Source organism: Derxia lacustris, from assembly GCF_002105195.1.
GTDB lineage: Bacteria > Pseudomonadota > Gammaproteobacteria > Burkholderiales > Burkholderiaceae_E > Derxia > Derxia lacustris.
On sequence record NZ_MUHU01000011.1, the window covers coordinates 226,099 to 246,497 of the forward strand.

Here is a 20,399-nt window from a genome sequence, read left to right on the forward strand (position 1 = left end):
GGACCGGCATTCTAGACAGCGGCCGGCGCGCCGCCCCGCCAGGCGGCAGGGCAAGACCGATCGCCGGCCCGGCGCTCAGCCGCCGGCGCGCTCTTCCAGCTCGGCCCAGCGGCTGATGGTGGTTTCGAGCTTGGCGCCGATCGCCGCCAGATCGGCAGTGATGACCGGAACCTCCGCCGGACGGCTGGCATAGGTGGCGGGATCGGCGAGCAGCGCCTGCAGGCGCGCCTGCTCGGCCTCCAGCTTCTCGATGGCGGCGGGCAGGCCGTCGAGCTCGCGCTGCTCCTTGAACGACAGCTTGACGCGCGCGACCGGCGCAGCGGCCGGCACAGGCGCGGGCGCCGGCGCCGCCTTGACCGGCTCCGCGCCGCTCCTGGCCGCCGCCTTTTCGTCGGCCACGCCCTGCTCGACCGCGCCGCTCTTGTCGGCGCGCGGATCGGCGCTGATGACCCGACCGCCGCGCGCGCGCTCCACATCGGCCCAGCCGCCCACGTACTCGCTCCAGCGGCCGTCGCCCTCGGCCAGCACGCATTGCGTGACCACCGCATCGATGAAGGCGCGGTCGTGCGACACCAGCAGCACGGTGCCGTCGTAGTCGAGCAGCAGTTCTTCGAGCAGCTCCAGCGTCTCGATGTCGAGGTCGTTGGTCGGCTCGTCGAGCACCAGCAGATTGGCCGGCTGGGCAAACAGCCGCGCCAGCAGCAGCCGGTTGCGCTCGCCGCCCGACAGGCTCTTGACCGGCGAATTGGCGCGCGCCGGCGCAAACAGGAAGTCGCCGAGATAGCTCATCACATGCTTGCGCTCGGTACCGATCTCCACAAAGTCGCTGCCCGGCGCGATGGTGTCGCGCAGCGATTTCTCCAGATCGAGCGCGGCGCGCATCTGGTCGAAATAGGCCACGCGCAGCCCGGTGCCGAGCTTGATCGTGCCCTCGTCGGCCTCCAGCTCGCCGAGCATCAGCCGCAGCAGCGTGGTCTTGCCCGCGCCGTTGTCGCCGAGGATGCCGAGCTTGTCGCCGCGCACCAGCGTCAGGTCGAGCTTGCGCACGATCGTGCGGTCGCCAAAGCGCTTGGTCACGCCGGTCAGCTCGACCACGCGCTTGCCCGAGCGCTCGCCGGCCTCGATGGCCAGCTTGACGTTGCCCTGCACATTGCGGCGCTCCTGGCGCTCGCCGCGCATCTGCTCCAGCCGCGCGATGCGGCCGACGCTGCGGGTGCGGCGCGCTTCCACGCCCTTGCGAATCCACACTTCTTCCTGCGCCAGCAGCTTGTCGAAGCGGGCATTGGCCTGGGCCTCGGCATCGCGCATCTCGGCCTTGCGGCGCCGGTAAGCCTCGAAATTGCCCGGGAAGGACGCGAGCTTGCCGCGATCCAGCTCCAGGATCCGCGTCGCCACGCGGTCGAGAAAGCGCCGGTCGTGGGTCACGAACACCAGCGCGAAGCCGGCCGCGAAACCCGGCTGCTCGACCAGCAGCTGCTCCAGCCAGGCGATCGCCGCGAAGTCGAGGTGATTGGTCGGCTCGTCGAGCATCAGCACATTGGGATCGGCGACCAGCGCCTGCGCCAGCGCCACCCGCTTGCGCTGCCCGCCCGACATCGAGCCGACCAGGGTAGCGGCCGGCAGGCCGAGCCGGCCGAGCCAGGTTTCGACGCGATGCGCCTCGTCCCAGGCGCCGGCGGCCTCCAGCGCCGACTGGGCGTGGCTGAGCCGGTCGAGCACCTCGGGATCGTCATGCGCGGCGTCGAGCGCGGTGAGCGCGGCCTCGTAGGCGGCGATCAGCGCCGCGCCCGGCAGGCCGGCGGCGACCGCCTCGGCGGCGGTGTGATTGGGGTCGAGCTCGGGTTCCTGCGCCACCAGCGCAATCCGGCTGCCCGATTGCAATACCCGCTGGCCGTCGTCGAGCGCCGAAACGCCTTCCAGAACCCGCAGCAGACTGGATTTGCCAGTGCCATTGCGGCCGATCAGGCCGACGCGCTCGCCGGCCTCCAGCGCGAAGTCGGTGTGGTCGAGCAGCGGCCAATGGCCGAAGGCGAGTGAAGCGTCGTTGAGTGTGAGAATTGCCATCGATTCGGATGTCCTGAACAAGGACCGTATAATCGCGCGCTTTCGTCCTCTCCGTAGTTCAATGGATAGAACGGGCGCCTCCTAAGCGCCAGATACAGGTTCGATTCCTGTCGGAGGGACCACAAATGCAAAGGGACGGTCACGCTAGCCGCGTGGCCGTCCCTCTTTTTTTTGGCTTTGCAAACCGTGCCGCGGTTGCCGATTACCGGATCAAGTCAGGTAATGAACAAAAACGCCCGGATTGAAGCCTTGCCGAAAACCACACGAATTGCCTCGGCAATACGCGCGGTTTTGTCGGCAACCGCCGATTGACCGGCGGAGAAAAATCAGATCGAGAATTCTTCGATCGACTTGCCGGCGGCAAGCGCGTCCTTGAGCCAGTTGGGCTTGCGGCCGTGGCCACTCCAGGTTTGACCTTCGGGGCCCTTGTACTTGGCAACCGAGCCCGAACCCGTTTCGCGCTTGGGGGCGGGAACCGGAGCACCGCCGACCAGGCCGAGATCCTTGGCGCTCAGGCCGTATTCCTTGATCTTGGTCTTGACTTCGCTAATGACGTTTTGCAGCTCGGCCTTGCGAACCGCATCGGCTTCTTCTTGAAGGCGGGCGATTTGCGCTTGAAGTTCGGCGTAGGTGGGCATCTGTTGCTCCTCTTTCCCGTGGCTAAAAAGTTCGACGGGCGGAAAATAACACAGGCCACTGGCTATTGCGCAAGCCGACCGCCAATTCATTTGTTGCAAATCCCATTGGCGGGAATTGGCGGTGTTTTGGATTGCGCCGCGACTTTGCCGCCCAAGGACGGCAATCGGTGTCACTACCGATCGGTTCGGGGAAAAAGCAGGTTTTCTCCCAAGACATGACAGGCTGAGATGGCGCGGTCATCGCCGAGCATCACGAGGGCAAACAGCTTTTCCTCGATGGTTTGCGCAACTGCGCTGCGGCGCAGCAGTACCGGCGTGCAACTCCAATCGACGATGTTGAAATCGGCTTCCGCGCCCGGGATGAATCGGCCGATGCGATCGGCGACTTGCAGTGCCTCTGCGCCGGCCAGCGTGCCCAAATACAGCAAATCGAAGGCGCCGAGCGATCGGCCATTCAATTGCGCGATCTTGTAGGCCTCGGCGAGCGTGCGCAGCATGCTGTACGAAGTGCCGCCGCCCACGTCGCTACCCACGCATACGGGCATGTCGCTGGCATCGGCGGCATCGAAATCGAACAATCCGCTGCCCAGAAACAAATTGGACGTGGGGCAATGCACGGCGGCGGCGCCGGTATCGGCCATGCGGCGCCGATCGACGGCATCGAGATGCACGCAATGGCCGTAGAGCGCACGCTCGCGCAGCAGGCCGACACGGTCATACACATCGAGATAACTGCGTGAATCGGGGAATAGCTCGCGCACGGCGGCAATCTCGGCGTGGTTTTCAGCAACATGCGTCTGTATGTAAACCTCGGGGAATTCACGCGCGAGCCGCCCGGCACTTTCGAGTTGTGCCGGCGTGGAGGTGATTGCAAAGCGCGGCGTGATAGCGACCGAAAGCCGATCGCAACCCTGCCAGCGCTCGATCAGGGCGCGGGTTTCGGATTCGCCCGATTCGGCAGTGTCGGTGAGCGCGGCCGGCGCATTGCGATCCATCAGCGCCTTGCCGGCAATCAGCCGCATTCGCCGCGCCTGTGCCAGTTCGAGCAGCGCATCGACCGACTGGCGATGAACGGTGCCGAATACGGCAGCGGTGGTCGTGCCATTGCGCAACAGTTCGTCGAGAAAAAACCGGCTGGTTTCGCGCGCATGCTCGAGATCGGCAAACGATTGTTCGGCCGGAAAGGTGTAACGCTCAAGCCAGTCGAGCAACTGTGTGCCGTGCGAAGCAATCACATCCACCTGCGGCGAATGGATATGCGCATCGACAAATCCCGGAACAATCAGCCGACCGCGATGGTCGAGCACTTCCAGGTCGCCGAGTCGGGCCAGCAAGGCATCGGCCGGACCGACTTCGAGCACATGGCCGTTCTGCACCACAAGCACGCCATCGGCGAAATATTCGACGCCGGCCGGAATTCCATCGGCGCCGCGCGCACCGGGTGCATGCAGGCAATGGACGATGGACGAACGAAAAGCGCGGGGCTTGCCCGCGCTTTCTGACGATGAAGTCATGAGCTGAGCCCCTTCAGGCATCGGGATGAAAACGCTTGCCGAGCGACACCGGCTGATTGAGAAGAATGATCTTCGGGTCGCGGCAAATGAGGACCAGCACGACGATGGTCGCAAGGTAGGGCAGCATCGAAAGGAATTCGGATGGCACCGACAATCCGAATCCCTGCGCATGAAATTGCAGCACGGTCACGCCGCCAAACAGATAGGCGCCGAGCAGCACCCGCCAGGGTTTCCAGGTGGCAAATACCACCAGCGCGAGCGCAATCCAGCCGCGGCCGGCGGTCATGCCCTCGATCCACATCGGCGTGAGCGCGCAGGACAAATACGCGCCGGCCAGTCCGCTCATCGCGCCGCCAAACAGCACGGCCAGATAGCGAATCCGAATCACCTTGAAGCCGATGGCATGCGCGGTGGACGGCGATTCGCCGGCGGCACGCACGATCAATCCGCCGCGCGTGCGATTGAGAAACCAATGCACCGCGCCGGCGAGAAATACCGAGCCGTACACCAGCAGGTCGTAGCGAAACAGCAAGGGGCCGAGCCCCGGCAGATCGCTCAGTACCGGCAGCGAAATGCCGCTCATGCCCTGCACCACCTTGCCGACGTATTCGCGCCCGGCAAAGGCCGACAGCCCGACGCCGAACAGCGTCAGCGCCAGGCCGGTGGCGACCTGATTGGTTTGCAGCGTGAGCGTGAGCAGGCCGAACAGCGCCGCCAGCGCCATGCCGCAGGCCATGCCGGCCAGCAACCCGAGCGCAAGGCTGCCGGTGGTGACGGTGACCGCAAACGCGCCGATGGCACCGGCCAGCATCATTCCTTCCACGCCGAGGTTGAGCACGCCGCTGCGCTCGACGACCAGCTCGCCGAGCGAGGCATAGATCAGCGGCGTGGCCGCGCCGACGCTGCTGACGACGATGGGAATCAGGGTGTCGGCGCTCATGCGGCGTCCTTCTCGATGACTGCAACGGGAGCCGTGACAGCGGCGGCGCGCTGGGGCGCCGGCTTGCGCACGAGGCGGAAATTGATGAACAGATCGGCCGCCAGCAGATAGAAAAGCAGCACGCCCTGGAATAGGCCGGTAATCGCAGCCGGCAATTGCAATTCCATTTGCGCCGATTCGCCGCCGAGATAAAGCAGCGACATCAGCACGCTGGCCAGCACCACGCCAATCGGATGCAGCCGCCCGACAAAGGCCACGATGATTGCGGCGAAGCCATATCCGGGCGAGATCTGCGGCTGGAGCTGGCCGATCGGGCCGGCCACCTCGGCAATGCCGGCCAGGCCCGCCGTGGCGCCACCGAGCAGCAGCGCGAGCCAGACGTTCTTCTTCTCGCTGAAGCCGGCATAGCGCGCGGCGGCTGGCGCCAGACCCGCGACGCTCATGCGATAGCCCGCGAGCGTCTTGGCGACGAAGAACCACACCGCCAGCACGATGACCAGCGCCATCAGCAGCGCGCCGTTGACCCGCGTGCCCTCGACCAGCGGCGTGAGCGTGGCGGCATCGGACAGCATGGCCGACTGCGGAAAGTTGAAGCCGTCCGGATCGCGCCAGGGCCCGTGCACGAGGAAGAGCAGCAGCAGCCGCGCCACGTAGACCAGCATCAGGCTCACGAGGATTTCGCTGGTGTTGAAGCGCGTGCGCAGGAAGGCCGGGATCGCGGCCCAGGCCATGCCGCCCGCGATGCCGGCCAGCAGCATCAGCGGCATGAGCCAGGGCGCCTCGGCCGGCACGAACAGGCCGACGCCTGCGCCCGCGAGCGCGCCCATCGTCAGCTGGCCCTCGGCGCCGATGTTCCAGACATTGGCGCGGAAGCCGACCGCGAGGCCGATCGCGCAGAGGATCAGCGGCGTGGACTTGAGCGCCAGCTCGCCCAGCCCGTACTCGCTGGTGAAGGCCTTGACGAAGAACACGTAGAAGGCTTCGCCCGGCGAGGTACCGAGCGCCGAGAACAGCAGATAGCCCGACGCCAGCGTCAGCGCGGCCGCGATCAGCGGCGAGCAAAGACCCATGAGCCGTGACGGCTCGGGTCGCAATTCAAGCTTGAACAAGGTCGGCCTCCGTGGCGGTGCGCGGATCGAAATCGAAGTTGCCGCCCATCCAGGCGCCGAGCTGCTCGGTGCTGGTCTCGGCGGTGGGCAGGCTGCGCGACAGGCGGCCGGTGCAGATGACGGCGATGCGGTCGCAGATGGCGCGCAGCTCGTCGAGCTCCTCGCTCACGACCAGGATGGCGCAGCCGTCGGCGCGCAGGTCCATCAGCGCCTGATGGATGAGCTGGGCCGCGCCGACGTCGACGCCCCAGGTGGGCTGGGCCACGACCAGCACCGGCGGCCGGTGCGAGGTCTCGCGGCCGACGATGAACTTCTGCAGGTTGCCGCCCGACAGCGACGACGCCACCGAGGACTCGCCGCCGCACTTGACCTTGAACTTCTGGATCACGCGATTGGAGAAGTCGCGCGCGGCCCAGACATCGAGCAGGCCGCGCCGCGCCATGCCGCGCGAGAAGCCGGTGAGGATGGCGTTCATCGTGAGGCTGAGCGACGGCACCGCGCCGCGCCCGAGGCGTTCTTCGGGCACGAAGCCGAGGCCCAGGTTGCGGCGCTGCGCCGGGCCGAGCAAGCCGGCCGGCTGGTCGAGGATGAGGATTTCGTCGGCACGCGCACCGCGCCGCTCGCCGCTGATGGCAGCCATCAGCTCCTTCTGGCCGTTGCCCGACACGCCGGCGATGCCGACGATCTCGCCGCTGCGCAAGTCGAGCGAGATGTCGTGCAGCGCGGTCGAGAACGGATCGGGCGCGGGAATGCTCAGGCCGCGCACCGACAGGCGCACCTCGGCCGGCTCGCGCGGCGTGAGGCCGGGCGGCGACAGGTCGCCGCCGATCATCAGGCGCGCGAGCGAGGCGGCGGTTTCGTTGCGCGGCACGGCGTGGCCGCTGACCTTGCCGTTGCGCAGCACGGTGGCGCTGTCGCAGAGCGAGCGGATTTCTTCGAGCTTGTGGCTGATGTAGAGGATGGAGCAGCCCTCGGACGCCAGTTGCCGCAGCGTGACGAACAGCCGCTGCACCGCCTGCGGCGTGAGGACGGACGTGGGCTCGTCGAGGATGAGCAGGCGCGGATGCTGGAGCAGGCAGCGCACGATCTCGACCCGCTGGCGCTCGCCGACCGACATCGAATGCACCAGGCGCTGCGGATCGAGCGGCAGGCCGTAATGCTCGGACACCTCGCGCACGCGCTGGTCGAGCGTCGGCGACTGGGCCGATTCACCGAGGAAGAGCGCGATGTTCTCGGCCACGGTCAGGGTCTCGAACAGGCTGAAATGCTGGAACACCATGCCGATGCCGCAGGCGCGCGCGGCGCCCGGCGAGTCGAGCTGCACCGGCTTGCCTTCCCACAGCACCTCGCCGGCATCGGGCCGGGTGACGCCGTAGATGATCTTCATCAGCGTGCTCTTGCCGGCGCCGTTCTCGCCGAGCACCGCATGGATTTCGCCCGGCGCCACGCTGAGCGAGACGCCGTCGTTGGCGACCACCGACGGGTAGCGCTTGGTGATGCCGCGCAGCGCGAGGCGCGGCGGGGCGGTGGGATCGGTCATGGGGCGGCTCCTGCGGTGGAATGGTTGTCGGGTTGGCGGGCGCTGCGCGCCTCGATCACTTGCAGCAGTTGCGCGGCGACGGCGATGGCGATGGCGGCCGGCAGCTTGGAGGCGATGCCGGGCACGCCGATCGGCGCGACCAGCCGCGCGAGCGCCTCGGGCCCGATGCCGCGTGCCGCGAGCCGGCTGCGAAAGCGCGCGACCTTGGTCCTGGACGCGATCATTCCGAGCCAGCCGAAGCGGCCGTCGGCGAGCAGGCGGCGCACCACTTCAAAGTCGAGCTCGTGGTTGTGGGTGAGCACGATGTGCAGCGCGTCGGGCGGCGCGCGCAGGGCTTCGTCGGCCGGCGAGTCGGTCTCGATGCAGGCGACGCCGGGCGGCACGGCGGCGAACACGGCTTCGCGCGTGTCGATCCAGCGCAGCCGCAGCGGCAGTGGTGCGAGCACCGCGACGAGCGCGCTGCCGACATGGCCGGCGCCGTAGATGCAGACGCAGGGGCGCGGCGGCGTGAGGCGCTCGACGAGCTGGCGCGCGCCGTCGAGGCGGGTGACGGTGGCGGCTTCGGCGCTGGCGTCGAGCACGGCGGCGAGCGGATGGCGGGCGTCGATGGCGAGCAGCGTGGCGCCGGCGGATGCCGCGCCGCCGCCCTCGCCCGGCGCCAGCGGCGTGACGACGCAGAGCGCCGCATCGGCCGCGCGCCGCGCCTGCCAGTCGGCGAGCCGCGCCGCGTCGCCCGGCACGATGCGCTCGAACATCAGCTCGACCGCGCCGCCGCAGCACTGGCCCAGCGTCGCGCCGAGGATGAAGTTGCGCGTGAAGCGCGGGGCGGCGTCATCCGCGCCGAGCAGCTCGCGCGCGATGGCCGTCGCCTGCCATTCGAGATGCCCGCCGCCGACGCTGCCCGCAAGCCCGTCGCGCGTCACGACGATCCAGGCGCCCTCGCCGCGCGGCGCCGAGCCGCGCACCGCCACCACCACCACGCGCACCGCCGGCACGCCGGCCGCCGCGAGCGCGGCGCATTCGTCGAGCCAGTCCTTCATCGCGCGCTTGCCAGCGCCCGCGCCGCGCCCACCGCCTTGAGCACTGCCTCGGGCGTGGCCGGCGCATGCAGCGGCACGCGCTCGCCGGGCGGCAGCAGGCTGGCGACCGCATCGCGCACCGCATGGAACACCGCCATGCCGAGCATGAACGGCGGCTCGCCGACCGCCTTGCTGCGGTAGATGGTCTCCTCGTGATTCGGCCGGTCGAACAGCCTGACGCTGGCCTGCGCCGGCCAGTCGCCGACCGCCGGAATCTTGTAGGTCGACGGCGCATGCGTGCGCAGCCGCCCCTTCGCGTCCCACCACAGCTCCTCGCAGGTGAGCCAGCCCGCGCCCTGCAGGAAGGCACCCTCGATCTGGCCGATGTCGAGCGCCGGATTGAGCGAGCTGCCCACGTCGTGAAGGATGTCGGTGCGCAAAATCTTCGTCTCGCCGGTCAGCGTGTCGACCGCCACCTCGCTGACGGCCGCGCCCCAGGCGAAGTAGTAGAACGGCCTGCCGGTCCAGGTCTTGCGGTCGAAATGGATCTTGGGCGTCTTGTAGAAGCCCGTGGCCGAGAGCTGAACCCGCGCCAGATAGGCCTCTTTCGCAAACTGGGCAAAGCCGATCACGCGCTCGCCCAGATGCACCTGCCCGCCGGCGAAATGGATCGCCTGCGGATCGACGCCGTACTTGTCGGCGCCAAACGCCACCAGCCGCTCGCGCAGCGTGATCGCTGCCGCCTGCGCCGCCTTGCCGTTGAGGTCGCTGCCGCTCGACGCCGCCGTGGCCGAGGTGTTGGGCACCTTGCTGGTATCGGTGGCGCTGGCCTTCACGGCTTCCATCGACAGGCCCAGCTCCTGGGCCACGATCTGCCGCACCTTGGTGAACAGGCCCTGGCCCATCTCGGTGCCGCCGTGGTTGAGCAGCACCGTGCCGTCGTTGTAGATGTGGACCAGCGCGCCGGCCTGGTTGTAGTGCAAAGCCGTAAACGAAATGCCGAATTTGACCGGCGTGAACGCAATGCCGCGCTTGACGATGGCGCTCGCCGCATTGAACGCATCGATCTGCGCCCGCCGCTCGGCATAGCCGGCGCTTTCGGTCAGCTCGGCCAGCATCGCGGGCATGAGGTTGTCCTCGACCGTCATGCCGTAGTGCGTGAGGTTGCGGTCCTCGGTTCCGTACAGATTGGCGCGCCGCACATCGAGCGGATCGAGCCCGAGCGTGCGCGCGATGTCGTCCAGCACCGCCTCGATGGCGACCATGCCCTGCGGCCCGCCGAAGCCGCGATACGCCGTGTTGGACACCGTGTGCGTCTTCGCGCGGTGCGACACGATGTCGACCGCCGGCAGGAAGTAGGCGTTGTCGGCGTGATAGATCGCGCGGTCGTTGACCGGCCCCGACAGGTCGGCCGAATAGCCGCAGCGCGACGCAAACACGAACTTGATGCCGAGGATGCGACCGGCATCGTCGAAGCCCACCTCGTAGTCGTGCACGAAGTCGTGGCGCTTGCCGGTCAGCGTCATGTCCACATCGCGGTCGAGCCTCAGCTTGCAGGCGCGGCCGGTCTTGCGCGCGGCCAGCGCCGCCACCGCCGCCAGCAACGCAGGCTGGCTTTCCTTGCCGCCGAAGCCGCCGCCCATGCGCCGGCATTGCACCGTCACCTCGTTGACGGGCAGCGCCATCGCCTCGGCCACCATGTGCTGCACCTCGCTCGGATGCTGGGTCGAGCAGTTGATGATGAGCCCGCCGTCTTCCTGCGGCCAGGCGGCCGCGATCTGGCCTTCGAGATAGAAATGCTCCTGCCCGCCGCAGGCATGCGTGCCGGTCAGACGATGCGGCGCGGCGGCAATCGCGGCATCCGGATCGCCGCGCCGCAGATGCTCGGTCGGCAGCACGAAGCTTTGCGCCGCGACCGCCGCGCGGATGTCGAGCAGCGCCGGCAGCTCGTCGATCTGGATGCGCGCGAGCGTCGCGGCGCGGCGCGCGGCCTCGTAGCTGGTGGCCACCACCGCAAACAGCTGATGGCCGACGAACATCACCTCGTCGGTGACGAAGATCGGGTCGTCATGCAGCACCGCGCCGTAGTTGTTGTGGCCCGGAATGTCGGCCGCCGTGAGCACGGTGACCACGCCCGGCGCCGCGAGCACCGCCGAAAGATCGAGGCCGACGAGCTTGCCGTGCGCCACCGGGCTGGTGCCGAAGGCGATGTGCAGCGCGCCGGCCGGCAGCGGGATGTCGTCGGTGTAGCGCGCCGCGCCCGATACATGCAGATGCGCGCTCTCATGCTTGTGCGCGGTGCCGACGGGCGGCTCGGCGAGACGGTCGTTCATGGCTGGCTCCGCTGAAGAGGGCTGTTCGGAAGAAGTCGCGCGGCCGGCGCGCAGGCGGCGGCGCCGCTCACAGCGCCGCGCCCAGGTCGATGTGCTCGACCCGCGTGAGCGCGCCGGTCTGCTCGGCCAGCAGCCGCAGCAGCAGATTGCCGGCCACCTCGGCGCGGTAGCCGGCCGAGGCGCGCATGTCGCTCAGCGGCTTGAAGTCGGTGGCCAGGGCATCGATGGCGTCGCCGACGCTGCTGCGGTCGAACGGCCGGCCGCAGAGCGCGGCCTCGGCATGCGGCGCGCGCCTGGGCGTCGCCGCCATGCCGCCGTAGGCCAGCCGCGCCACCGTCACCACGCCGTCGTCATCCAGCCGCAGCGCAAACGCGCCGCACACGGCCGAGATGTCCTGCTCGCTGCGCTTGCTGACCTTGTAGGCGGCAAACACCAGCCGGCCCGCGCCGCCGAGCGCCTGCGTGGCGCGCGGCACCCGCACCGCCTCGACGAACTCGCCCGGCTCCAGCGCCTTCTGCTGATAGCCCAGATACAGCAGCTCCAGCGGCAGCCAGCGCACCCGCTCGCCGCGCCTCAGCTTGACCTCGGCGCCGAGCGCAATCAGCGGCGGCATCGAATCGCCGATCGGCGAGCCGTTGGCCACGTTGCCGCACAACGTCCCCGAATGGCGAATCGGCGGCGAGGCGAAGCGCGCGGCCAGCTCGGCCAGCGCCGGGTAGTCGGCCACGATGGCGCTCCACGCCGCTTCCAGCGACACCGCCGCGCCGACCGTGATGCCGGCGTCGTCGATGGCGATGCGCGCCAGTTCGGTCACCTCGCCCACGTAGATGAGCCGGGGCAGCTCGCGCAGCTGCTTGGTGATCCACAGGCCCACGTCGGTGCCGCCGGCCAGCAGCAGCGCGCCCGGGTCGGCCAGATAGGCGCCGGCCAGCTCGGCCACCGTGCGCGGCGCGATGAAGCCCTTGCCGCTCGACAGCTCCAGCGCCGATTCGCGCGCCAGCCCCGCGATGCGCGCCAGCCGCTCGGGCGAGCGGCCGTGGCTGCGGTTGAAATGCGCCGGCTCGGGGTAGCCGAACATCGCGATGCCGGCATCGACGATGGGCCGGTAGCCGGTGCAGCGGCACAGATTGCCGGCCAGGCACTCGACCACCTCGGCCCGGCCCGCGCCCGGCAGGCGCAAGTACAGGTCGGCCAGCGACATCACGAAACCCGGCGTGCAGAAGCCGCATTGCGAGCCGTGGCAATCGACCATGGCCTGCTGGACTGGATGCAATCCGCCGTCGGCTTGTACCAGGCTCTCGGCGGTCACCACCTCGCAGCCATCGACCGTGGGCAGCAGCCGGATGCAGGCATTGATGGCGCTGTAGTCGATGCGCTCGCCGGCGGCATCGGCCACGCGGCGCCCCAGCAGCACCGTGCAGGCGCCGCAATCGCCCTCGGCACAGCCTTCCTTGGTGCCGGTGCGGCCAAGATCGTCGCGCAGGTACTGGAGCAGCGTGGTGGTGGGCGCCGCATCGGCTGCCTCGACCACCTCGTCGTCGAGCACGAATCGAACGCATGCCTGCTTTTCCCGCATCATCTCGCCCCTTCCTGCCGCGCAAGCGGCATGTTCAATGCTTCGGAGCCTGGCATCGGCCGGGCAATTGCCGACCGACGGGCAAACCGAATTGTGTACAACCTGCAAGCCCCTTTCCCATGAACGGGCGCCTGCCGCAGAGGGCTGATTTAGCAAGCGATATGCCATTTCCGCCCGCCTCGCCTACCGCCCCCGATTCCCGATGAGCACCCGACCCTCGCCGCGCCGCAAGACCGAAGCCAGCCTCGACCTCGCCCGGCCGGCGCCACGCAAGCGCGCCAGCCGCGCCGCCGGCGCCGCCTCGCCCGCGATCGCCGCCTCGGCCGCCAATGCCGCCGCGCTGGCCGACGCGCCCGACAGCGCCGTCGCGCCCAACGCCGCCCAGCCCGCCAACGACGGCAGCGCCGCGCCCGCCGCCACGCCGCGCCGGCGCGTCTCGGGCATCGACCAGCGCATCTATGAAGCGGTGCTGAACGCGGTGATGACGCACCGCCTGCCGCCCGGCACCAAGCTCACCGAGGCCAGCTTCTGCGACCTCTACAAGGTGAGCCGGACCATCGTGCGCAAGGCGCTGCTGCGGCTCGCGCATGACCACATCGTCGAGCTGCGGCCCAATCGGGGCGCGGTCATCGCCAGCCCCACGCCGCAGGAGAAGCGCGACGTGTTCCACGCCCGCCGCATCGTCGAGGCGGCGGTGGTGCCACTGGCCATCCGCAATGCCTCGCGCAGCCAGATCGCCAAGCTGCGGCAGATGGTGCGCGACGAGCGCGCGGCGCTCGACCGGGGCGACCGCGGGCGCTGGATCCGCCTCGGCGCCGAGTTCCATCTGGCGCTCGCCGAGGTGGCCGGCAACCAGGTGCTGACCAACTTCCTGAGCGAGCTGTCGTCGCGCTGCTCGCTCATCATCGCGCTCTACGACAGCCCCACTTCCGTGCCCTGCGCGCACGACGAACACGAGCATCTGATCGACGCCATCGCGGCCGGCGACATCGAGCGCGCCACCGCCATGATGGAAGAGCATCTCCAGGCCATCGAGGACCGGCTGCTGCCCGAACGGCGCGGCGAGGCGATCGATCTGGCGCAGATCCTGGGCGACGGCTGAGGCCGAACTTCGTATTCATTGACACTTCAGATTGGATACAAAGCATCGATCCAATCCCGCCGGAAACGGTCGGCAAAGCCGGCCGGCCAGCACCGACCTCCCGTTTGAAGTGCCTTGCGCACCAAGACATATTCGAGCGCCCTGCCCTGTTGCACCAGCGCAAGGCATGGCCCGCATGAAACCCCTTGTCACAGTTGGCACGCGGCTTGCGCGTATGCAATCCGCCGAAGAAATCGGATGCAATCCAGCTGCACCGACCCTTGTTCGGCACTGCCAACCGGATGCGACCACGCCGCCGCCACTCATCGAACAGACAGGGGAATTCAACAAATGAACGGGATCACGACTCGCGAGGCTGTCCGCACCGAAGTCAAGGGTCAGGCGCGTGCCGGCTCGGTCGCACGGATCGCCATGGCGGTCGCGCTGGCCTGCTCGGCCGGTGGCGCCTTCGCCGCCGACTGGAGCGACACCTTCATCGGCTACACCTACGGCCCGCAGATGCGTCAGCCGGGCAGCGACGAATTCGTCACCAAGAACATCTTCACGCTCCAGCATGTGAGCGGCTACAAGTACGGCGTCAACTTCTTCAACGTCGACATGCTCAAGTCGGACACGAACAATCCGGCCAAGGGCCCGACCATCGGCCAGCCCAGCAAGCGTGGCGCGCAAGAGGTCTATGTCGTCTACCAGAACACGCTCAGCTTCAACTCGCTGACCAACAGCAAGAGCTTCACCGCCGGCCCGATCGCCGACCTGGGCCTGCAACTCGGCTTCGACTTCAACTCGATGAACGACACCTTCGGCGCCGGCCTCATCAAGCTGATCGGCGGCCCCAAGGTCACGCTGGCCGTGCCCGGCCTGCTCCAGTTCGGCCTGCTGTACTACAAGGAGTACAACAACAACGGTTTCTCGGGCCAGAACGTCGACTTCGACGCCGCGCTGCGCCTGAGCTCGGTGTGGAGCTTCAACTTCGATGCCGGCCTGCCGTCGGTCATCAAGGGCTGGGCCACCTACACCGGCCAGAAGGGTTTCAACACCCTGCCGGAAACCTGGTTCGAGACCAGCTATCTGGTCGACGTCGGCACGCTGGCCGGCCAGCCCAAGACCTTCTACGCGGGCGTGGGCTACCAGTACATCAACCACAAGTTCGGCACCAACACGCACAGCACGGGCATTCCGGGTGGCAAGGTGTCTTCGCCGATGTTCAAGTTCGAAGCCCACTTCTGATCCTGCCCATCCCCACAGGAGTTCATCCATGAACAAGCGATCGACGATCAAGCGTCTGGCGGCTTCGGCCGCGGTGCTGGCAGCCGGCGCGCTGGCCCTGCCCGCCGCCCAGGCGGCCGAGCCGCTCAAGATCGGCTTCGTCTACGTCGGACCGGTCGGCGATGCCGGCTGGACCTATGCCCACGATCTGGGCCGCCAGCAGCTTGAAAAGGAACTCGGCGACAAGGTGAAGACCACCTATGTCGAGAACGTGCCCGAGGGCGCGGACGCCGAGCGCGTGATCCGCGAACTGGCGCAGAAGAACCAGCTCATCTTCACCACGTCGTTCGGCTACATGAATCCGACGCTGAAGGTAGCCAAGGCCTTCCCCAACGTGAAGTTCGAGCATGCGACCGGCTACAAGACCGACAAGAACCTGGGCGTCTACGAGGCCAAGTTCTACGAGGGCGCCTACCTGCTCGGCATCCTCGCCGGCAAGCAGAGCAAGACCGGCAAGCTCGGCTTCGTGGGCTCGGTGGCGATCCCCGAGGTGATCCGCAACATCAATGCGTTCACGCTCGGCGCGCAGAGCGTGAACCCCAAGATCACGACCAGCGTGCTGTGGGTGAACAACTGGTACGACCCGGCCAAGGAGCGCCAGGCGGCCGAGACGCTGATCGCCCAGGGCGCCGACGTGCTGTGCCAGAACACCGACTCGCCGGCCACGGTGCAGGTTGCGCAGGAAAAGGGCGTGTATGCCTTCGGCTGGGACTCGGACATGACCAAGTTCGCGCCCAAGGCCCACCTCACGGCCAACATCAACAACTGGGGCCCGTACTACATCGACACCGCCAAGAAGGTGATTGCCGGTACCTGGAAGCCCGAGGATTCGAAGATGGGCATCAAGGACGGCATCGTGAAGTTCGCGCCGCTCAATCCGGTGATTCCGGCTGACGTGGCCAAGCTGTTCGAGGAGAAGAAGCAGGCCATCGTCGACGGCAAGCTCCTCCCGTTCGCCGGCCCGATCAAGGACCAGTCGGGCGCCGAAAAGGTGAAGGCCGGCACCGCCATGGCGCTGCCGGAAATCATGAGCTTCAACTGGTTCGTGGCCGGCGTGGAAGGCTCGATCCCGAAGTGATGGGGCGATGAGCGATCCCTGCCTCGATGGCGACTGGCATCCGGTCGCCATTTCCGCTTCTGTGCCAGCCGGTGCGCGCCTTGCGACCCGGCTGCTCGGGCGCGACGTGGTGGTGTGGCGCGGCGCCGATGGCGCGGTGCATGCCACCGAGGACCGCTGCCCGCATCGCGGCACGCGGCTTTCCATCGGCAAGGTGCAGGGCGATGAGATCGTCTGCGCCTATCACGGCTGGCGCTTTGCCGGCGACGGGCGCTGCCTGCACGTGCCGGCGCATCCGGCGCTTGAAGTGGCATCGCAAACGCGGCTTTGCGCGCGCACGCATCACGCCTGCGAGCGCTACGGGCTGGTGTGGGTCTGCGTCGGCGAGCCGGCCAAACCGGTGCTGCCCTTCCCGGAGTTCGACGATCCGCATCTGCGCATCGTGCATTGCGGGCCCTACGAGGTTGGCGCCGCCGGGCCGCGCATCGTCGAGAACTTTCTCGACATGGCGCATTTCGGCTGGATTCACGGCGGCATCCTCGGCGACCTCGATCACACCGAGGTTGGCGACTATCAGGTGGCGCCGTTCGACGATGGCGCGGGCGGCACGGGCGTCATCGCCACCGGCTGCCGGTTCTGGCAGCCGCGCACCAACAGCCTTGCGCACGACGGCAGCGAGGTCGAATACACCTACCGCGTGCTGCGGCCGCTGACCGCCATCCTCACCAAGCTGCCCGAGGCGCAGGAGGGCTTCCGCGAGGCCATCAGCCTGCATGTGCAGCCGCTGGAGCAGGAGCGCAGTCGCGTGTTCATCATTCTTGCGATGACCAACTTCGCCGACCCAGACGAGGCGCTGCGCGGCTTTCAGGACACGATCTTTGCGCAGGACCTGCCGGTGCTGGAGAACCAGCGGCCGGCGCGCCTGCCGCTGGCAAGTGGCGCCGAGCAGTCGATGGCCTGCGATCGGCTGTCGCTGGCCTACCGCCGGCTGCTGCGCGAATGGGGCGTGCGCTGGGGCGTGATTGCCGAGTGACGGGCGCGGTGGTTCAGATCACCTCGGCCGGCGCATAGCGGCAGGCGCGTTCATGGTTGCCGCGCTCGATCTGCACCGTCACATGGCCGATGCCGAAGCGCGCCTTGAGGCCGTCGGCAATCGCATGCAGCTCGGCATCGTCGGCATGGCCGTCGGGCCGCACCAGATGCACGGTCAGCGCGATCTCGCTGGCGCTGATCGGCCAGATGTGCAGATCGTGGACTTCGCTCACGCCGGGCCGCGCCGCCAGCCAGCGCTCGACGGCCGCGCGGTCGATGCTGGCCGGCACCGCATCCAGCGCCATGTCGAGCGATTCGCGCAGCAGGCCCCAGCTGCCCCAGACCAGCACGGCGCAGATCGCCAGACTCAGCGCCGGATCGATCCAGAGCCAGCCGGTCGCGCGCATGGCCAGCGCCGCCAGCACCACGCCGAACGACACCGCCGCGTCGGCCACCATGTGCAGATAGGCGCCGCGCTGGTTGATGTCGCTGTCCTTGCCGGCCATGAAGAACCAGGCCGTCGCCGAATTGATGAGGATGCCGACGAAGGCCACGACCGCCACCGTGGTCTCGGCCACCGGCTGCGGATGGGCGAAACGGCCGACCGATTCCCAGGCGATGGCGCCGACCGCGATCAGCAGCGCCACCGCATTGACCAGCGACGCCAGGATCGAGCTGCGCCCATAGCCCCAGGTGCGGCCCGGCGTCGGCGCCTTGCCCGACAGCCATGACGCGACCCAGGCCAGCGCCAGCGCGGCGACGTCGCTCAGGTTGTGGCCGGCATCGGCCAGCAGCGCGAGCGAATCGGTCGCAAAGCCGAAGCCCGCCTCGACCAGCACGAAGCCCAGATTGAGCGCGATGCCGACCGCGAATGCGCGCCCGACCGGCAGCGGACCGTGGTGGTGATGACCGTGGCCGTGATGGTGATGCGCATGACCGGCATGGGCATGAGCGTCGTCATGCTCATCGTGGTCATGCGCGTGGCCGTGATCGTGCGCGCAGCCGCCGGCAGCGTGGCCGGCGTGCTCGTCATGCGGATGGTCGTGGCCGTGGCGGCCGGCCGGCGTGGTGTGCCCGGTCATGAAGCGGTCCTCGTGGAAGCGGGCGTCGGCGCCCGGAGGACCGACGCGGTTTACAGCAGCGGATCGATGTTGAAGACCTCGTACTCGGTCCGCAAGTCGGCGTACTGGCCGCGCAGGCTCTGCATGTACTGCGCATAGGCCTCGGGATCGAAGCCGCCCGGCTCGGTGTAGACGGTCATGCGCGGCTCGGGCAGCTGGTACAGGAAGACCTCGCGCGCGCGCACGCCGAAGTTCTGCCCGGTCACGCGCGACGCATAGCTGGTGCACAGATAGGCCACCAGATTGGCCACATAGCTGGCCGGCACCTTGAGCGCATGCGCGTGGTACTGGCGCTGGGCCTCGGTGCGCGGCTCGAACTTCTGCGTGACGCGGGTGGTGGCAAACGGCGCGATCGAGTTGCAGTTGATGCCGGTCGCGCTCAGGTCCATGGCCACCGCGCGCGTCAGGCCGAGCAGCCCGGCCTTGGCCGCGACGAAGGCGCTCTGATGCACATTGCCGATGAAGGCCGACGCCGACACGATGTTGACGATGGAGCCCGGAATGCGCCCGCGCTTCACCTGCTCGCGCATATGCGGCGTGGCGGCGGCCAGCAGCGCATAGGGCGCGATCAGGTTGTTGGCGAACACGTTCTCGTACTGCTCGCGCCGGGTGTCGGTGATGGGCGCGTCGATCTGGATCGCCGCGTTGTTGATCACGATGTCGATGGCGCCCCAGTTGGCGCGCGCCAGCGCCACGCAAGCCTCGGCCGCGTCGGGCTTGGCGAGGTTTTCCTTGAAGGCGATGGCGCAGCCCGGCGCCTTGGCATTGAGCCGCTCCACCGCCGCGTCGACCACCACGCTGTCCTGCGGCCCGCCGTCGATGTCGCAGCCGTTGTCGGCCACGACCACGCGGGCGCCCTCCATCACAAGGGTCTGGGCGATGGCGAGGCCGATGCCGCGGGCGCCTCCGGTGACGATGGCAACGCGCTTGTCGAGAATGTCGGTCATGCTGGGATCGGAAGCCTGCGTAAGAGAAAGGGCGCTCTGCCCGAAGCACGATCCGGGCCGTCTGATGCTGTTCAGACCCGTTGCGGATGCCGGCCGAGGCCGGGCGCGAAGCGTAGCGCGCCCCTCGTTGCGGCGCCAACCGCGCCGCCACCGGTCGGCCCGTCAGTCACCACATAACCAACCGCTATATGGAAGACTGATCTGAAGCATTCACGAAATCGCCCCGGCGCGGCGACAATGCAGGGTTTAGCCGCATGCCCCAGCCGCGTCACGCGGCGCTGCGGGCAGCTCCGCCCTCTCCTTACCTTCGGATCGACATGAGCGCCTTCAACGAAGAACGCGTCCTGAGCGTGCACCACTGGACCGACCGCCTGTTCAGCTTCACGACCACGCGCGACCAGTCCCTGCGGTTCAGCAACGGGCATTTCACGATGATTGGCCTCAAGGTCAACGGCAAGCCGCTGCTGCGTGCGTACAGCATCGCCAGCGCCAATTACGAGGAACATCTGGAGTTCCTCAGCATCAAGGTGCCGGACGGCCCCCTGACCTCGCGGCTCCAGCACATCCAGGTCGGCGACACGCTGATCGTCGGCCGCAAGCCGACCGGCACGCTGCTCATCGACTATCTGCGGCCGGGCAAGCGGCTGTACCTGATGTCGACCGGCACCGGTCTGGCGCCGTTCATGAGCGTGATCCGCGATCCGGAAACCTATGAGCGCTACGAACAGGTGGTGCTGGTGCACGGCGTGCGTCAGGTGGCCGAGCTGGCCTACCACGACTACATCACGCAAGAGCTGCCCAAGCACGAGTTCCTCGGCGAAATCATCGGCGAGAAGCTGCGCTACTACCCGACGGTCACGCGCGAGCCGTTCCGCAATCAGGGCCGCCTGACCGACCTGATCGAGAACGGCAAGCTCGCCGCCGACCTCGGCCTGCCCCAGCTCACGCCGGGCGAGGACCGCGTGATGATCTGCGGCAGCCCCGAGATGCTGAAGCAGCTCAAGCACATCCTGGAATCGCGTGGCTACGAGGAAGGCAACACCAGCATCCCGGGCGATTTCGTGATCGAACGGGCGTTTGCCGAGCAGTAAGCGCCGCCACTGGCCGGCTGCACGACGGGTCGACTTCGGTCGGCCCGTTG

16 protein-coding genes and 1 tRNA gene are annotated in these 20,399 nt (G+C 68.1%); 6 read left to right on the plus strand and 11 right to left on the minus strand.

The window, feature by feature from the left end; all coding sequences use genetic code 11:
* Positions 1 to 75 precede the first annotated feature (75 nt).
* A complete protein-coding gene (locus tag B9P64_RS12380; protein WP_085316547.1) occupies positions 76 to 2,064 on the minus strand; it encodes an ATP-binding cassette domain-containing protein in 1,989 nt (662 codons plus the stop codon).
* 47 nt (positions 2,065 to 2,111) lie between these two features.
* On the opposite strand from B9P64_RS12380, the gene B9P64_RS12385 reads away from it, so the two are divergent.
* Positions 2,112 to 2,186 (plus strand) — tRNA-Arg (locus B9P64_RS12385).
* A 204-nt stretch (positions 2,187 to 2,390) separates the two neighbouring features.
* On the opposite strand, the gene B9P64_RS12390 is transcribed toward B9P64_RS12385, so the two are convergent.
* The 8 genes from B9P64_RS12390 to xdhA form a co-directional block, all read right to left on the minus strand.
* Entirely contained in the window at positions 2,391 to 2,702 is a 312-nt protein-coding gene (locus B9P64_RS12390; RefSeq protein WP_085316548.1) for an H-NS histone family protein, read from the minus strand.
* A gap of 173 nt (positions 2,703 to 2,875) precedes the next feature.
* The gene (gene guaD, locus B9P64_RS12395; protein WP_085316549.1) at positions 2,876 to 4,216 is read right to left on the minus strand and encodes a guanine deaminase; all 1,341 of its coding nucleotides are present in this window, start codon (positions 4,214 to 4,216) and stop codon (positions 2,876 to 2,878) included.
* A gap of 13 nt (positions 4,217 to 4,229) precedes the next feature.
* On the minus strand, positions 4,230 to 5,156 hold the full coding sequence (locus tag B9P64_RS12400) for an ABC transporter permease (RefSeq protein WP_085316550.1): 927 nt from the start codon (positions 5,154 to 5,156) through the stop codon (positions 4,230 to 4,232).
* On the minus strand, positions 5,153 to 6,226 hold the full coding sequence (locus tag B9P64_RS12405; RefSeq protein ID WP_085316551.1) for an ABC transporter permease: 1,074 nt from the start codon (positions 6,224 to 6,226) through the stop codon (positions 5,153 to 5,155). Before B9P64_RS12405 ends, B9P64_RS12400 begins: the two co-directional genes overlap by 4 nt.
* Before the next feature lie 25 nt (positions 6,227 to 6,251).
* The gene (locus B9P64_RS12410) at positions 6,252 to 7,805 is read right to left on the minus strand and encodes an ABC transporter ATP-binding protein (RefSeq protein WP_085316552.1); all 1,554 of its coding nucleotides are present in this window, start codon (positions 7,803 to 7,805) and stop codon (positions 6,252 to 6,254) included.
* Complete coding sequence (xdhC, locus tag B9P64_RS12415) at positions 7,802 to 8,845, minus strand: xanthine dehydrogenase accessory protein XdhC (RefSeq protein WP_085316553.1); 1,044 nt, start codon at positions 8,843 to 8,845, stop codon at positions 7,802 to 7,804. The genes B9P64_RS12410 and xdhC overlap by 4 nt, the downstream gene beginning before the upstream one ends.
* Positions 8,842 to 11,157: a xanthine dehydrogenase molybdopterin binding subunit gene (gene xdhB, locus B9P64_RS12420; protein WP_085316554.1), complete on the minus strand. Its 2,316-nt coding sequence runs from the start codon at positions 11,155 to 11,157 to the stop codon at positions 8,842 to 8,844. The genes xdhC and xdhB overlap by 4 nt, the downstream gene beginning before the upstream one ends.
* Positions 11,158 to 11,224: 67 nt before the next feature.
* On the minus strand, positions 11,225 to 12,703 hold the full coding sequence (gene xdhA, locus B9P64_RS12425) for a xanthine dehydrogenase small subunit (protein WP_217808682.1): 1,479 nt from the start codon (positions 12,701 to 12,703) through the stop codon (positions 11,225 to 11,227).
* A 232-nt stretch (positions 12,704 to 12,935) separates the two neighbouring features.
* Here xdhA and B9P64_RS12430 point away from each other — a divergent pair, with 232 nt between their 5' ends.
* From B9P64_RS12430 to B9P64_RS12445, 4 genes are all read left to right on the plus strand, one after another.
* Positions 12,936 to 13,835: a GntR family transcriptional regulator gene (locus tag B9P64_RS12430; RefSeq protein ID WP_139826301.1), complete on the plus strand. Its 900-nt coding sequence runs from the start codon at positions 12,936 to 12,938 to the stop codon at positions 13,833 to 13,835.
* Between the two features lie 330 nt (positions 13,836 to 14,165).
* Positions 14,166 to 15,062: a hypothetical protein gene (locus B9P64_RS12435; RefSeq protein WP_085316556.1), complete on the plus strand. Its 897-nt coding sequence runs from the start codon at positions 14,166 to 14,168 to the stop codon at positions 15,060 to 15,062.
* 28 nt (positions 15,063 to 15,090) lie between these two features.
* Entirely contained in the window at positions 15,091 to 16,179 is a 1,089-nt protein-coding gene (locus B9P64_RS12440) for a BMP family ABC transporter substrate-binding protein (RefSeq protein ID WP_085316557.1), read from the plus strand.
* A 7-nt stretch (positions 16,180 to 16,186) separates the two neighbouring features.
* Entirely contained in the window at positions 16,187 to 17,191 is a 1,005-nt protein-coding gene (locus B9P64_RS12445; protein WP_085316558.1) for an aromatic ring-hydroxylating oxygenase subunit alpha, read from the plus strand.
* A gap of 13 nt (positions 17,192 to 17,204) precedes the next feature.
* Here B9P64_RS12445 and B9P64_RS12450 read toward each other — a convergent pair whose 3' ends face one another.
* The gene (locus tag B9P64_RS12450) at positions 17,205 to 18,272 is read right to left on the minus strand and encodes a cation diffusion facilitator family transporter (RefSeq protein WP_085316559.1); all 1,068 of its coding nucleotides are present in this window, start codon (positions 18,270 to 18,272) and stop codon (positions 17,205 to 17,207) included.
* 50 nt (positions 18,273 to 18,322) lie between these two features.
* Positions 18,323 to 19,258 carry an SDR family NAD(P)-dependent oxidoreductase gene (locus tag B9P64_RS12455; protein ID WP_085316560.1) on the minus strand — a complete coding sequence of 312 codons (936 nt, stop codon included), beginning with the start codon at positions 19,256 to 19,258 and terminating at the stop codon, positions 18,323 to 18,325.
* Positions 19,259 to 19,575: 317 nt separating this feature from the next.
* Between B9P64_RS12455 and B9P64_RS12460 the strand changes: the two genes are divergently transcribed.
* Complete coding sequence (locus B9P64_RS12460) at positions 19,576 to 20,349, plus strand: ferredoxin--NADP reductase (RefSeq protein ID WP_085316561.1); 774 nt, start codon at positions 19,576 to 19,578, stop codon at positions 20,347 to 20,349.
* Positions 20,350 to 20,399: the final 50 nt, after the last annotated feature.

Coding starts and splice junctions, on each gene's coding strand:
- xdhC (WP_085316553.1), bottom strand. CDS start 8,845: ATGAAGGACTGGCTCGACGAATGCGCCGCGCTCGCGGCGGCCGGCGTG.
- B9P64_RS12450 (WP_085316559.1), bottom strand. CDS start 18,272: ATGACCGGGCACACCACGCCGGCCGGCCGCCACGGCCACGACCATCCG.
- B9P64_RS12435 (WP_085316556.1), top strand. CDS start 14,166: ATGAACGGGATCACGACTCGCGAGGCTGTCCGCACCGAAGTCAAGGGT.
- B9P64_RS12455 (WP_085316560.1), bottom strand. CDS start 19,258: ATGACCGACATTCTCGACAAGCGCGTTGCCATCGTCACCGGAGGCGCC.
- B9P64_RS12440 (WP_085316557.1), top strand. CDS start 15,091: ATGAACAAGCGATCGACGATCAAGCGTCTGGCGGCTTCGGCCGCGGTG.
- B9P64_RS12410 (WP_085316552.1), bottom strand. CDS start 7,805: ATGACCGATCCCACCGCCCCGCCGCGCCTCGCGCTGCGCGGCATCACC.
- B9P64_RS12390 (WP_085316548.1), bottom strand. CDS start 2,702: ATGCCCACCTACGCCGAACTTCAAGCGCAAATCGCCCGCCTTCAAGAA.
- B9P64_RS12380 (WP_085316547.1), bottom strand. CDS start 2,064: ATGGCAATTCTCACACTCAACGACGCTTCACTCGCCTTCGGCCATTGG.
- B9P64_RS12460 (WP_085316561.1), top strand. CDS start 19,576: ATGAGCGCCTTCAACGAAGAACGCGTCCTGAGCGTGCACCACTGGACC.
- B9P64_RS12405 (WP_085316551.1), bottom strand. CDS start 6,226: ATGGGTCTTTGCTCGCCGCTGATCGCGGCCGCGCTGACGCTGGCGTCG.
- B9P64_RS12430 (WP_139826301.1), top strand. CDS start 12,936: ATGAGCACCCGACCCTCGCCGCGCCGCAAGACCGAAGCCAGCCTCGAC.
- B9P64_RS12445 (WP_085316558.1), top strand. CDS start 16,187: ATGAGCGATCCCTGCCTCGATGGCGACTGGCATCCGGTCGCCATTTCC.
- guaD (WP_085316549.1), bottom strand. CDS start 4,216: ATGACTTCATCGTCAGAAAGCGCGGGCAAGCCCCGCGCTTTTCGTTCG.
- B9P64_RS12400 (WP_085316550.1), bottom strand. CDS start 5,156: ATGAGCGCCGACACCCTGATTCCCATCGTCGTCAGCAGCGTCGGCGCG.
- xdhB (WP_085316554.1), bottom strand. CDS start 11,157: ATGAACGACCGTCTCGCCGAGCCGCCCGTCGGCACCGCGCACAAGCAT.